General features: G+C 70.5%; 9 protein-coding genes. 8 read left to right on the forward strand and 1 reads right to left on the reverse strand.

All coding sequences use genetic code 11. The features are described from left to right. Positions 1–130 precede the first annotated feature (130 nt). The 7 genes from ABD211_RS20775 to ABD211_RS20805 all read left to right on the forward strand — a co-directional run bounded on the left by ABD211_RS20775 (position 131) and on the right by ABD211_RS20805 (position 10,159). A complete protein-coding gene (locus ABD211_RS20775) occupies positions 131–1,396 on the forward strand; it encodes an extracellular solute-binding protein (RefSeq protein ID WP_344134403.1) in 1,266 nt (421 codons plus the stop codon). Positions 1,397–1,476: 80 nt separating this feature from the next. Then, positions 1,477–2,454, forward strand: coding sequence for a carbohydrate ABC transporter permease (locus ABD211_RS20780; protein WP_344134406.1), 978 nt, complete (start codon positions 1,477–1,479; stop codon positions 2,452–2,454). Next, positions 2,451–3,398, forward strand: a complete 948-nt coding sequence (locus ABD211_RS20785) for a carbohydrate ABC transporter permease (protein WP_344134409.1) — start codon at positions 2,451–2,453, stop codon at positions 3,396–3,398. The genes ABD211_RS20780 and ABD211_RS20785 overlap by 4 nt, the downstream gene beginning before the upstream one ends. Then, complete coding sequence (locus ABD211_RS20790) at positions 3,398–5,233, forward strand: glycoside hydrolase 5 family protein (protein WP_344134412.1); 1,836 nt, start codon at positions 3,398–3,400, stop codon at positions 5,231–5,233. Before ABD211_RS20785 ends, ABD211_RS20790 begins: the two co-directional genes overlap by 1 nt. Positions 5,234–5,259: 26 nt before the next feature. Continuing rightward, complete coding sequence (locus ABD211_RS20795; RefSeq protein WP_344134415.1) at positions 5,260–5,676, forward strand: hypothetical protein; 417 nt, start codon at positions 5,260–5,262, stop codon at positions 5,674–5,676. 19 nt (positions 5,677–5,695) lie between these two features. Next, positions 5,696–7,708 (forward strand): glycoside hydrolase 5 family protein, encoded by a 2,013-nt coding sequence (locus tag ABD211_RS20800; protein ID WP_344134418.1) that lies wholly within the window; start codon positions 5,696–5,698, stop codon positions 7,706–7,708. 3 nt (positions 7,709–7,711) lie between these two features. Further along, a complete protein-coding gene (locus tag ABD211_RS20805) occupies positions 7,712–10,159 on the forward strand; it encodes a glycoside hydrolase family 2 protein (protein WP_344134421.1) in 2,448 nt (815 codons plus the stop codon). Positions 10,160–10,162: 3 nt separating this feature from the next. On the opposite strand, the gene ABD211_RS20810 is transcribed toward ABD211_RS20805, so the two are convergent. Continuing rightward, positions 10,163–11,221 carry a LacI family DNA-binding transcriptional regulator gene (locus ABD211_RS20810; protein WP_344134424.1) on the reverse strand — a complete coding sequence of 353 codons (1,059 nt, stop codon included), beginning with the start codon at positions 11,219–11,221 and terminating at the stop codon, positions 10,163–10,165. A gap of 413 nt (positions 11,222–11,634) precedes the next feature. Between ABD211_RS20810 and ABD211_RS20815 the strand changes: the two genes are divergently transcribed. Then, complete coding sequence (locus ABD211_RS20815) at positions 11,635–12,618, forward strand: acetylxylan esterase (protein ID WP_344134426.1); 984 nt, start codon at positions 11,635–11,637, stop codon at positions 12,616–12,618. The last annotated feature ends 49 nt before the right edge of the window (positions 12,619–12,667 follow it).

Below are 12,667 nucleotides of genomic sequence, written 5' to 3' on the forward strand. Positions count from 1 at the left end.
GTCGTAGTGTCCACGACACCTGAGCAGCCCGACCAGTGATCGGGATCACGCGTCGGCGTCGGCTCAACCCCCGCCTCACGGCTAAACCCGTTCACCACCTCGAACGACACTCTCCGGCGATAGGAGGAACATGGCTGTGCGCAGAAGAGCGCTCCTGTGTGGGCTCGCCGCGGCCGCGCTCATCTTGGGTGGCTGCAACAGCTCCACAGGGGAGCAGCAGACCAGCGGCCCCGTGTCCCTGACCATGTGGAACACCGGCTCCGACGAGGACACCAAGGCCATCCAGAAGGCCGCCGACCAGTACAAGGCGGCGCACCCTGACGTGACCATCAAGGTCGAGACCATCACCTGGGCCGACGGCAACGCGAAGATCCTGGCGGCCGCGCAGGCCAAGCAGGGTGCCGACATCATCACCGGCGGCCTGTCCTGGGGCATCCAGTTCGGCGCGCTCGGCGGCATGGTCGACCTGAAGACCCTCGGCGTGGTCGATGTGGCCAAGTCGGTGTCGCAGCAGGCCATCTGGAAGTCCATCACGTCCACCGACGGCGCCGTCTACGGCGCACCGTTCGACCTGAGCGCCTACGTGCTCTACTACAACCCCGACCTGTTCGCGAAGGCGAAGATCGCCGGCCCGCCCAAGACGTGGGCCGAGCTGACGGACGCCATCACGAAGCTCAAGGCCGCCGGCGTCAAGTACCCGTTCGCCATGGAGTGGGGCAACACCAGCTGGCTGGAGTACTTCAACTTCCTGCGTCAGGCGGGCGGCAACCTCTACGACGAGGGCTGCACCAAGGCCACCATCGACTCCCCGCAGGCGGTCGAGGCGCTGAGGTTCTACGGCGAGCTCTACACGAAGTACGGCGCGCCGAAGGACGCCGGCTTCGACGTCACGGGCGGCATGGGCAAGGGCGAGGTCGCCATGATCTCGGGCGGCAACTGGCTGCTCTCGGGCATTCCGTCGACCGTCCCGGCCCTCAAGGACAAGCTCGGTGTCGCGCCCATGCCGGCCGGTGCCGCCGGCGGCACGACGTTCCTGGGCGGCCGTGTCATCGGTGTCATGTCGTACAGCAAGAACCAGCAGGCGGCGGCCGACTTCATCACGTACCTGTACGACCCGGCCGCGATCAAGACGATCGCCGACACGCTGGCCGTCAGCGGCTCGCTGTTCCTCTCGTCGCGCCCCGACCAGCTCGCCGGCCTGCAGGCCAAGCCGGAGGTCGTGCAGACCCTGCAGTCGATCTACGGCACCGCTGAGGGCCCGCCCGCGTGCCCGGGCTGGGAGGACTCCTCGTCGCTGGTGGACAAGGCCCTGCAGAAGTCGATGTTCGACGGTGTGGCGCCCGAGTCGGCCCTGGCCGACGCCGCCAAGATCATGAACGACAACCTCAAGAAGTAGGCGGTCCGTCCGTGGGTGCCCACCGGCGACGGTGGGCACCCACGGGGCTGGCCCGAGGCCGCTTTCGAAAGTGAGGACCGATGACCACCGAGGTCATCCCGACCGACGGCGCCGTGGACCCCGGCCCCGCGCCCCCTCCCGCGGTGAAGGGGATGACGCTGCGGGCCGCCCGCTGGCGCCGTAACGGTACGTCGCTGCTGATGATGGCGCCATTCGCGGTGCTGTTCGGCGTCTTCGTGATCTATCCGCTCGTCAAGTCGCTGTACCTGAGCTTCACCAACTACCGCGGCATCAAGCCGCCGGTGTGGATCGGGCTGGAGAACTACACGTCGCTGTTCGGGGACGAGCGCTTCCGCAAGGCCATGCTCAACACGTTCCTGTACGTCGCCGGTTCGGTCACGCTGACGACCATCATGGCGCTCATCGTGGCGATGGCGTTCCGCGGGCAGAGCTGGCTGCACCGCACGGTGCGGGTGCTGTTCTTCCTGCCGTCGGTCACCTCGGCGATCGCGCTCAACCTGATCTGGAAGTGGATCTTCTCGCCCGAGGACTACGGCATGGCGAACCAGTTCGTCGGCCTCTTCGGCGTCGACCGGGTGGAGTGGCTGTCGACGCCGTCGCTCGCGGTGCCCGTCCTCGTCTTCATGGGCGTCTGGGGCGGCATCGGCTACGGCATGGTCATCTTCGTGGCGGGTCTCAACGCCATCCCCGAGGAGTACTACGAGTCGGCCCGCATGGACGGCGCGACCCCGTGGCAGCAGTTCACGAAGATCACGCTGCCCCTGCTGCGCCCGGTGACGGCCTACGTCGTCATCACGGGCCTCATCGGCGCCTTCCAGATCTTCGAAGCCGTCTTCATCATCTTCTTCCGCAGCGCCGGCGTCATCGGCGGCCTGCACGACTCGGCCCTGATGATCGTGCCCTACCTGTACGACCAGGGCTTCGGGCACTTCTACCTCGGTCGCGCGTCCGCGATCGCGTGGGTGCTGCTCGTCATCATCTTCGTGATCAGCATGATCCACCTGCGGATCACCAGGGCGAACAGGGATCTGACATGAGCGCTGCAGCGGTGGAGATGCCCCCGTCGAACGGGACGAAGCGCGGGTCGCTCACCAGGCCGAGCCTCGGGCAGCGGCTCGCCACCATTCCGCTGTACGTGCTCGCGCTGTCGATGCTGGCGCCGTTCTACTGGATGGTGATCAGCAGCTTCAAGTCGGTGCCCGAGATCACCCGCAGCCCTCCGACGTGGATCCCGCAGGACCCGACGCTGAACAACTTCTACGACAGGGTCTGGAACCCCGACGTCCAGAACCCGGGCCACACGGCCGGCCTGTTCCAGCGCTTCACGCAGGTCTCCGGCGGCTACTGGAAGTTCATGTTCAACAGCGTGCTGATCTCCACGTCGATCACGCTCGGCGCGCTGCTCATAGCGTCGCTGGCCGCGCTCGTCATCGCGAAGCACCAGCTGCCCGGGCGACGGATCATCTATCTGTTGATCATCGGGTCGATGATGCTGCCCTGGCAGGTGACCCTGATCCCCAACTACATCACGGTCAGCGACCTGGGCTGGCTGTCGACGTACCAGGGGTACATCATCCCGGCGCTGGCCAAGGCGTTCGTCGTGTTCTTCCTCGTGCAGTACCTGCAGTCGCTGCCGGACGAGCTGTTCCAGGCCGCGCGCGTGGACGGCGCGGGGGAGTGGCGGATCTGGTGGAGTGTCGTGCTGCCGCTGCTGCGACCGGCGCTCGCCGCGATGGCGATCTTCGTGGTGCTCGGCGAGTGGAACAACTTCCTCTGGCCGCTCATCATCGTGACCGGCGACGACTCCATGGCGACCCTGCCGGTCGCGTTGGCGCGCCTGAACTCCAACTACCCGGGCGCGCAGAACAGCGGCGTCATCATGGTCGCCGCGCTCATCGCGTCCCTGCCCACGGTCATCTTCTTCCTGGTCTTCCAGAAGCAGTTCACCCGCGGCATCACCATCACGGGGCTCAAGGGCTGATGGTCACCAGACGCGCGGTGCTCGCGGCGGCGGGCACGGCCGGCCTCGCCGTGGCCGGTTGCACCCCCGACGGTGACGGGCCCGCGGCCACGCCCACGCCTGGGGAGGCGCCACCGCCGCCGCCCTCGCCGCGCCCGGCCACGACCGTGGCCCTGCGGGCGGGGGCGGGGGCGCCGAGCGCGCGCGGCGTCAGCGCGTTCGTCGTGGACACCGACGGCGTCTGGGCCAACCCCTACGACCCGGCGCAGGTGGACCTCACGGTCACCTTCGCGGGTCCGAACAAGGCGGAGCTCACCGTCCCGGCGTTCTCCTTCCAGGACTACGAGCCCGCGACCGGTGCCCGGCTGGGCGAGCCGCACTGGCTGGTCCGGGTCGCGTTCCCGGTGCCCGGCCGGTGGACAGCGACCGCGACGCTGGCCGGTGGCGCGAAGCCGCTGGTCAGTGCCCCACTGAGCCTCGACGTCGGGCCGGCGGCCGAGGCGGACGCCCGTGGCTTCGTGCGCGTGGCCGGCGGCGGGTTCCGCTACGACAACGGCAGCGTGTTCCACCCGGTCGGGGCGAACATCTGCTGGTCCCGGGAAACGGACCCGGTTAAGGTGCTCGCCGACTTCGACCGGTGGCTGGGCAAGCTCGGCGGGTTCGGCGGCAACGCCACCCGGGTGTGGATGGCGGCCTGGTCGTTCGCGCTGGAGTGGAAGGACACCGGGCTCGGCGACTACACCGCGCGGCTGCGCCAGGCGTGGCTGCTCGACCAGGTCCTCGACCGGGCGCACCGGCAGGGCATCCGGGTCATGCTGGTGCTGGTCAACCACGGCCAGTTCAGCAGGTCGTACAACACGGAGTGGGCCGACAACCCGTACAACAGGGCCAACGGGGGGCCGCTGGCCGAGCCGGAACAGTTCGTCACCGACGAGGCCGCGCAGGCGCTGTTCGAGCGCCGGCTGCGCTACGTCGCCGGCCGGTGGGCCGCGCATCCCGCGCTGTGGTGCTGGGAGTGGTGGAACGAGGTCAGCCTGACCCCGATCTCCGACGCGGCCCTGGCGCCGTGGATCACCCGGATGACCAGGGTGCTGCGCCGGCACGACCCGTACCGGCGGCCGATCACGAACAGCTACGCCTCGGGCGCCACGTCGACCATCTGGCGCCTGCCGGAGCTGGACTTCGCGTGCACGCATCTCTACAGCGCCGACGACGCCGGCAGGCGGATGGCCGAGTTCGCGGCGTCCGAGCGCGCGAACGCCGCCGGCAAGCCGGTCGTGCTCGCCGAGTACGGCGCGAGTGGCGGCGCCGACGACCCGGGCACCGACCCCGAGGCGATCGGATGGCACAACGGCCTGTGGGCGGCGGCGTTCTCCGGCTTCGCCAGCGGCGCCATGTACTGGTGGTGGGACGAGTACCTGGAGAAGGTCGACGGCTGGCGCCAGGTCAACGGCCTCGTGGAGTTCCTCAAGGGCGAGCGCCTGGCCGACTACACGCCGACGCCGGCCACGGTGTCCGGTGACGTCGTCGCGTTGGCCCTGACGTCGCGCCGCCGCGTGCTGGCCTGGGTGCGGGCGGGGGAGTACACGGTCGCCGGCGCCCGCGCCGCCTACACCGAGGCGGTCAAGGACGCGCTGCGGCGCAACGCCGAGCTGGCGTACTCGTATCAACCGCCCACGGTGAGCGGCGCGGCGCTGAGCCTGACCGGTCTGGCCGACGGGGTCTGGCGGGCGCGGTGGCTGACCTGCGACGGCGGCACCGAGGTCGCCCGCGGCGAGGCCCGCGTGACCGGCGGCAAGCTCACCCTCGCCGTCCCCACATTGGTGCGCGATATCGCCCTGAAGCTGGAGCGCTAGATGACCCGTTACGGGTTCAACTTCCAGTGGCTGTTCCGGCGGGACGACGAGGCGCCGGACAACAACGCCCGGCGCATCCCGATCTCAAGGCGCTCGACCACGACGTGGGTCTGCCCGAGCCGACCTACCCCTGCTCCTACGACGGCCGGTGGTGGGACTTTCAGGGGCTGCGCGAGTTCTGTACCCCGTGGCGTGAGGTCGCGGCGCGGGGCGTTTCCGTTCACATCGGGGAGTTTGGATGTTTCGCCGCCACATCGGACGATGTGGCGGTCCGATGGTTCGCCGACCTGCTGGCGGCCTTCAGGGAATTCCGGTGGGGCTGGGCCCTGTGGGAGTTCGAGGGCCCGTTCGGCGTCGTCGGTCACGGTCGGGAGGGCGCCCACTTCGAGCCGCACGACGGCTACCTGGTGGACCGCCGCCTGCTCGACCTGCTGACCCCCTAGCCAAAGGAGTGACACGCAGGTGTTCAAGAAAGCTACGGTGATAGCCGCAGCGGTGGCGGTGGTGCTCGCCGCCGGCGGCGTCGTCCTGGCGACGACCGCGTCGGCGCAGACCGCCTTCCCGGCGGCGAAGCCGTCGGAGTTCGTCAGCCGCAAGGGCTACAACCTGTACCTCAACAACAAGCCGTTCCGGTTCGCCGGCTCGAACAACTACTACCTGAACTACTCGTCGCAGTTCATGGTCGACGAGCTGCTCGACTCGGCGGCGGCGGCGAAGTTCCAGGTGCTGCGCGTGTGGGGCTGGTTCGACATCGGCACCCCGGGCGGCACCGACTCGGTGCACAGCGGCGACAAGAGCTTCTACCTGCAGTACTGGGACGCCGCAGCCGGCCGCCCGGCGCTCAACGAGGGCGACAACGGGCTCAAGAAGCTCGACTACGTGCTCTACAAGGCCCGGCTCAACGGCCTGAAGATCGTCCTGCCGTTCACCAACAACTGGTCGGACTTCGGCGGCATGGATCAGTACGTGCGGTGGGCCGGCGCGTCGTACCACGACGACTTCTACACCAACGCCACCATCAGGGGCTGGTACAAGGACTACATCAGCGGCCTGCTCAACCGGGTCAACTCCTACACCGGGATCAGGTACAAGGACGACCCGACGGTGATGACGTGGGAGCTCGCCAACGAGCCCCGCTGCGGCGGCCACCAGGTCTATCCGCGTTCGGCCAACTGCACGACCACCACCATCACGACGTGGGCCGACGAGATGACCCGCTACATCAAGTCGCTCGACGCCAGGCACCTGGTCAGTGTCGGCGACGAGGGCTTCTACTGCGAGCCGGGCAGCTCGGACTGGATCCGCAACTGCAACGACGGCGTGGACACCATCGCGTTGGCCAAGCTGCCGGCCGTGGACGTCATGTCGTTCCACCTCTACCCGGACGGCTGGCAGCAGACGCGCGCGTGGGGCACGAAGTACATCACCGACCACGTGAAGGATGCCCGTAAACTGGGCAAGGCGGTCATGATGGGCGAGTACGGCTGGAAGAACAAGGCGGACCGCGCGAACGTCTACAAGGAGTGGATGGACGCGTTCGCCCGCAACGGCGGCAACGGCGCGCTGTACTGGATGCTGGCCGACCAGCGCGACGGCGGCTCGCTGTACCCGGACTACGACGGGTTCACCGTCTACTGCCCGAGCCCGGGCTGCATCCTGCAGACCAACCTCGCCAAGGCGATGGGCGCCAACCAGATCTGGCCGCAGTTCCCGCCGGTCGCCGACGACGACGCCACGGCCGTCGAGTCCGGCCAGTCGGCCACGCTCAACGTGATCGCCAACGACATCGCGTACCAGGCCAGGATCAGGCCGTACTCGGTGGACCTCGATCCGGCCACCGCCGGCCGCCAGAGCACCGTCACGGTCACCGGCGGCACGTTCACCGCGGACAGCACCGGCAAGGTGACGTTCGCGCCGGCGGCGAGCTTCGCCGGCAAGGCGTACGCGACCTACACCGCGACCGCCACCAACGGCGACGTGTCCAACCCGGCCACGATCACGGTCGAGGTCAAGCCGGACCCGAACGCCGCCTGGGTCATCTACTCGTTCGAGAACGGCACGGACGGCTGGGCGCCGGCGAGCTGGACGCCCGACGCGGGCACGGTCACCCAGCAGTCGGACTTCGCCACCAACTTCACCCACGGGGCGCGGGTCACCGCGAACTCCGCGGACGGCGGGGCCTGGTTCGGCGTCACCCCGGCGCCGGCGCTGGACCTGTCGGGCCGGACGAAGATCTCGTTCGACCTGAGGACCGGCGACGCGGGCACCTCGACCGAGATCGTCCTGCAGCTCGGCAACTCGTGGACCTGGTGCCAGGCGAACTCGTGGCAGTGGGTCAACGCGAACACCACGACCACGGTCAGCGCCGACCTGTCGGTCTTCACCGGCTGTGACGCCAACATCAACGACGTCCGGGCCGTGTACCTGTGGTTCGGCAACGGCACGTTCGACATCGACGCGGTACGAGTGGAGTAGCGAGTGACCTACCGGGACCTGCACGAGGGCTGGACGCTCAGCGCGGTCGGCGGCACGCCGGTGCCGGTGGCGGGGGTTGCCGCCACCGTGCCCGGGTGCGTGCACACCGACCTGCTGGCGGCGGACCTCATCCCCGACCCGTACCTCGACGACAACGAGGTGGAGCTGGCCTGGATCGGGCGCACCGACTGGCGCTACGAGACCACGTTCGCGTGGTCCGGCGCCGCCGGGGAGCGCGTCGAGCTGGTCTGCGCGGGTCTGGACACGATCGCCGAGGTGGTGGTCAACGGCACGGTGGTGGGCGCGACGCGCAACCAGCACCGGTCGTACCGCTTCGACGTGACCGCCCTGCTGCGTCCCGGGGACAACTCGATCGCCATCACCTTCACCTCGGCGTACACGTACGCGGAGGGGGTGCGGGACGCGTTGGGCGAGCTGCCCAACGCGTACCCGCAGCCGTTCAACTTCATCCGCAAGATGGCCTGCAACTTCGGCTGGGACTGGGGCCCGACCCTGGTCACGGCCGGCATCTGGCGGCCCATCGGGCTGCACAGCTACAGCACCGCCCGGTTCGACCGGGTCCGGCCCCTGGTGACCCTCGACCCGGACGGCAACGGCCGGGTGGACGTGCACGTCGACGTCGCCCGCGTCGGCACCGACGTGCCGCTGCTGGTGACCGCGCGGGTCGGCGCGCTCTCGGTCACCGGCAAGGTGACCGAGGGCGCCGACAGCGCGGTGGTCGAGCTGGTCGTGCCGCAGCCGGCCCGCTGGTTTCCCCGGGGGTACGGCGAGCCGGCCCTGCACGAGCTGACGGTGACCCTGGCGACCACCGACGAGGTGCCGCTCGACACGTTCGGGCGGCGGATCGGGTTCCGCACGGTCGAGCTGGACACCGCGCCCGACGAGATCGGCGAGCGGTTCGCCATCGTTGTCAACGGCGAGCCGGTCCTGGTCAAGGGCGCCAACTGGATCCCCGACGACAGCTTCCCGACGCGGGTCGACCGGGCCCGCTACGCCGCGCGGATCGCGCAGGCCACCGACGCGAACCTCAACCTGCTGCGGGTCTGGGGCGGCGGTTTGTACGAGAGTGAGGACTTCTACGAGCTGTGCGACGCCGCCGGGGTGCTCGTGTGGCAGGACTTCCTGTTCGCCTGCGCGGCCTACCCGGAGGAGGAGCCGCTCGCGACCGAGGTCGAGGCGGAGGCCCGCGAGCAGGTCGCCCGCCTGGCGCCGCATCCGAGCCTGGTGCTGTGGAACGGCAACAACGAGAACATCGAGGGCTGGCACTCCTGGGGCTGGCGGCCCGCCGTCGACGACCGCACCTGGGGTCGCGGCTACTACCTCGAGCTGTTGCCGAAGATCGTCGCCGAGGTCGACCCGACCCGCCCGTACTGGCCGGGGTCGCCCTACAGCGGCTCGATGGACCGCGACCCGCTCGACGACCGCTACGGCACCAAGCACATCTGGGACGTGTGGAACCGCCGTGACTACACCGGCTACCGCGACTACGTGCCCCGCTTCGCCGCCGAGTTCGGCTTCCAGGCCCCGCCCACCTTCGCCACCCTGCGCCGTTCGGTTTCCGACGACCCCCTGGCCCCGGACTCGGCGGGCGTCCTGCACCACCAGAAGGCCGACGACGGCAACGGCAAGCTCGCGCGCGGCCTGGCCCACCACTTCGGCCCGGCCGCCGACTTCGACGAGTGGCACTACCTCACCCAGGTCAACCAGGCCCGGGCGCTCACCCTGGGCGTCGAGCACTTCCGGTCGCACTGGCCGGTCTGCACCGGCACGGTGATCTGGCAGCTCAACGACTGCTGGCCGGTGACCTCGTGGGCCGCCGTCGACGGCGACGGCCGCCGCAAACCCCTCTGGTACGCGCTGCGCCGCGTGTACGCCGACCGGTTGCTCACCGTCCAGCCGCGCGGCGACGGGCTCGTCGTCGCCGTCGTCAACGACGCGGCCACGCCGTGGCCGGCCGACGTGACCCTGGTGCGCCGGTCGCTGACGGGCGAGCCGCTGGCTACGCACGTGGAGAGCGTGCGCGTACCGCCGCGCTCGGTGCACCTCGTGACCGTGCCGGAGCGGCTGGCGGCCGCCGGCGACCCGGCCCGCGAGCTGCTCGTCGCGTCGTGCGGCCAGTGGCGGCGGGCGCTGTGGTTCTTCGCCGAGGACCGCGACATCGACTACCCGGCGCCGGACTTCGCGGCCGAGGTGACCCCGGCGGAGGGCGGCGTCACGGTCACGGTCACGGCCCGGACCCTGCTGCGCGACCTCGTGCTGCAGCCCGACCGGGTCGACCCGGCCGCCACGGTGGACGAGGCGCTGGTGACCCTGCTGCCGGGGGAGACCATTCGGTTCCAGGTCACGGGGCTGACCACGGCCGCCGCGGCGGAGCTGACCTCGGCCCCGGTGCTGCGCTGCGTCAACGACGCCGGCCGGCTGCCGCGCTGAGCCCTACGCGGAATGCCTTCGGATCAGGTGGGTGTCCAGCACGATGCCGATCGGGGCCGCGCCGGCGATGGCGTCGATGAGCACGGACGCCATCTGCCGGCCCATCTCCTCGGCCGGCACGTCGACGGTGGTCAGCGCCGGCACGGTGTGCTGGGCGAGCAGGGAGTTGTCGAAGCCGACGACGGAGACCTGCTCGGGCACGGAGCGCCAGCCGCGCAGCCCGCGCAGCGCCCCCGCCGCCATGGCGTCCGAGCCGGCGACGATGCCGTCGATGTCGGGTCGCGTCTCCAGCAGGCGTCGCGCCGCGAGGGCGCCGCTGTCGTCGCTGAGGTCGCCGTACGCCACGAGGTCGGGGTCGAGGGGGATGCGCGCCTGGGCGAGCGCCTCCCGGTAGCCGCGCAGGCGGGCGACGCAGAAGCCGAGGTGCTGCGGGCCGGCGATCATGGCGATCCGGCGCCGGCCGGTGGCGAGCAGGTGACGCACCGCGAGCCGCGCCCCGCCCGCGTCGTCGATGTCCACGTAGTTGGTGAGGTCGGGGCCGGTGTGCGTGTAGCCGGCGGCCGACGCCTCGGCGGTGAGCGAGCGGCCGGCCACCACGGTGGGCAGGCCGCGCTGCGACAGGACGTGCGGCAACGGGTCGCTGTGGTGCAGCGACAGCAGCAGGACGCCGTCGACGTGGTCGCCGGTGAGGTAGTAGCCGATGCGGGCCCGCTCGGCGGCGGACTGCGCGAACGCGATCCACAGGTGCAGGTCGGTGCTGCCGAGCACGCCGGACACGCCCCGGATGACCCGGGCGAACCACGGGTCGCCGAAGACGCGGCGCTCGGGCTCGAAGGCCACGAGGGCGATGGAGTCGGTGCGGTGCGTCACGAGCGACCGGGCGGCGACGTTGGGGATGTATCCCAGGTCGGCCGCGGCCTGCTCGACGAGCTCCCGGGAGGCGTCGCTGACCTGGGCGGATCCGTTGAGCACGCGCGACGCGGTGGCCCGCGCGACGCCCGCCCTGGCGGCGACCTGGTCGAGGGTGGGCCGGCCGGACGAGCGGGAGCGCCCGTTCGTCATTGCCGTCCCCCTTCCCGCTCGGCGCGGCCCCCGGCGGCCGTGCCTGTCTGCTCCCCGCAGCCCAGGGTAATGGTCGGGGTCCTGCGCTACGGCACGGTGTCCCTGCTGAGCCACTCGTGTGAACGCCGGGATGCGACCAACCCGGCTGATCGTCATAAACCCCTGCAGAGCAGGGGATATGTCGTGATCCAGGCGTCGCGTCCTGCCCAGTGGACGCCGTCGGTGGTCGCACCCACGCGGATGCGAGTCCGAGTGGGCCCGGCGGGTTCCATTCCGATCGCTGTGCACCCGGCCTGCTCCGCCGCTGGTCACGCACGGTATCGAAATAAATACGGAAATCGGTGTGACGTGCGCCACTGAGCTCGGCGCGCGCGGCCGATAGGTTGCCCTCATCGCGCAGAGAGGATCTTGTTATGCCGCTGTCGGACATGTCGCTCGCGGACCTGCGGGAGTACGCGCCCGAGCGGGAGGAGCCGGCCGACTTCGACGAGTTCTGGGCGGCGACCCTGAAAGAAGCCCGCGCGCACGAGGGGGGTGCCGTCTTCACCCCGTACGACGCCGGCCTCGTCGCGGTCGAGGTGTACGACGTGACCTTCCCCGGCTTCGCCGGCGACCCGATCAAGGGCTGGTTCCTCGTGCCGGCCGGCGCGACCGCCGCCGGGCGGCGCCTGCCCGGCGTGGTCAGCTACATCGGCTACGGCGGCGGCCGGGCCCTGCCGCACGACTGGCTGCTCCTGGCCTGCGCCGGGTACGCCAACCTGGTCATGGACACCCGGGGACAGGGCAGCGGGTACCAGTTCGGCGACACCCCGGACGACCCGCACGGGCCGATCGACCCGGCCTTCCCCGGCGTGATGACGCGCGGCGTGCGCGAGGCCCGTACGTACTACTACCGGCGCCTCATGACCGACGCGGCCCGGGCCGTGGACGCGCTGCGCGCCCATCCGCTGGTCGACCCCGACCGGGTCGCGGTCGCCGGCGGCAGCCAGGGCGGCGGCCTCGCGCTGGCCGCGGCCGGCCTCGTGCCCGACGTGAGCGCCGCGCTTATCGACGTGCCGTTCCTGTGCCACTGGCGGCGGGCGCTCGATATCAGCGACGCGTACCCGTACCAGGAGCTGGTGAACTATCTGCGGATCCAGCGCGACCGGGTGGAGGAGACGTTCACCACACTGTCCTACGTGGACGGCGTGAACCACGCCGCCCGTGCCCGGGCGACCGCGCTGTTCAGCGTGGCGCTCATGGACGGGGTGTGCCCGCCGTCGACGGTCTTCGCGGCGCACCACCACTACGCGGGGGCCAAGGAGATCTCCGTGTGGCCCTACAACGGGCACGAGGGCGGCCAGACCCACCAGCAGCGCGAACAGCTCGCCTTTCTCGCCCGTACCCTCGGCAGCTGACGGTCAGCGCGACGCGCGCCGTCGGGGAGCGACCCGCGCGCGCGTCGCG

The sequence above is a fragment of the Luedemannella flava genome (assembly GCF_039528515.1).
Taxonomy (GTDB): Bacteria; Actinomycetota; Actinomycetes; order Mycobacteriales; family Micromonosporaceae; genus Luedemannella; species Luedemannella flava.

Coding starts and splice junctions, on each gene's coding strand:
- ABD211_RS20810 (WP_344134424.1), bottom strand. CDS start 11,221: ATGACGAACGGGCGCTCCCGCTCGTCCGGCCGGCCCACCCTCGACCAG.
- ABD211_RS20785 (WP_344134409.1), top strand. CDS start 2,451: ATGAGCGCTGCAGCGGTGGAGATGCCCCCGTCGAACGGGACGAAGCGC.
- ABD211_RS20815 (WP_344134426.1), top strand. CDS start 11,635: ATGCCGCTGTCGGACATGTCGCTCGCGGACCTGCGGGAGTACGCGCCC.
- ABD211_RS20780 (WP_344134406.1), top strand. CDS start 1,477: ATGACCACCGAGGTCATCCCGACCGACGGCGCCGTGGACCCCGGCCCC.
- ABD211_RS20775 (WP_344134403.1), top strand. CDS start 131: ATGGCTGTGCGCAGAAGAGCGCTCCTGTGTGGGCTCGCCGCGGCCGCG.
- ABD211_RS20790 (WP_344134412.1), top strand. CDS start 3,398: ATGGTCACCAGACGCGCGGTGCTCGCGGCGGCGGGCACGGCCGGCCTC.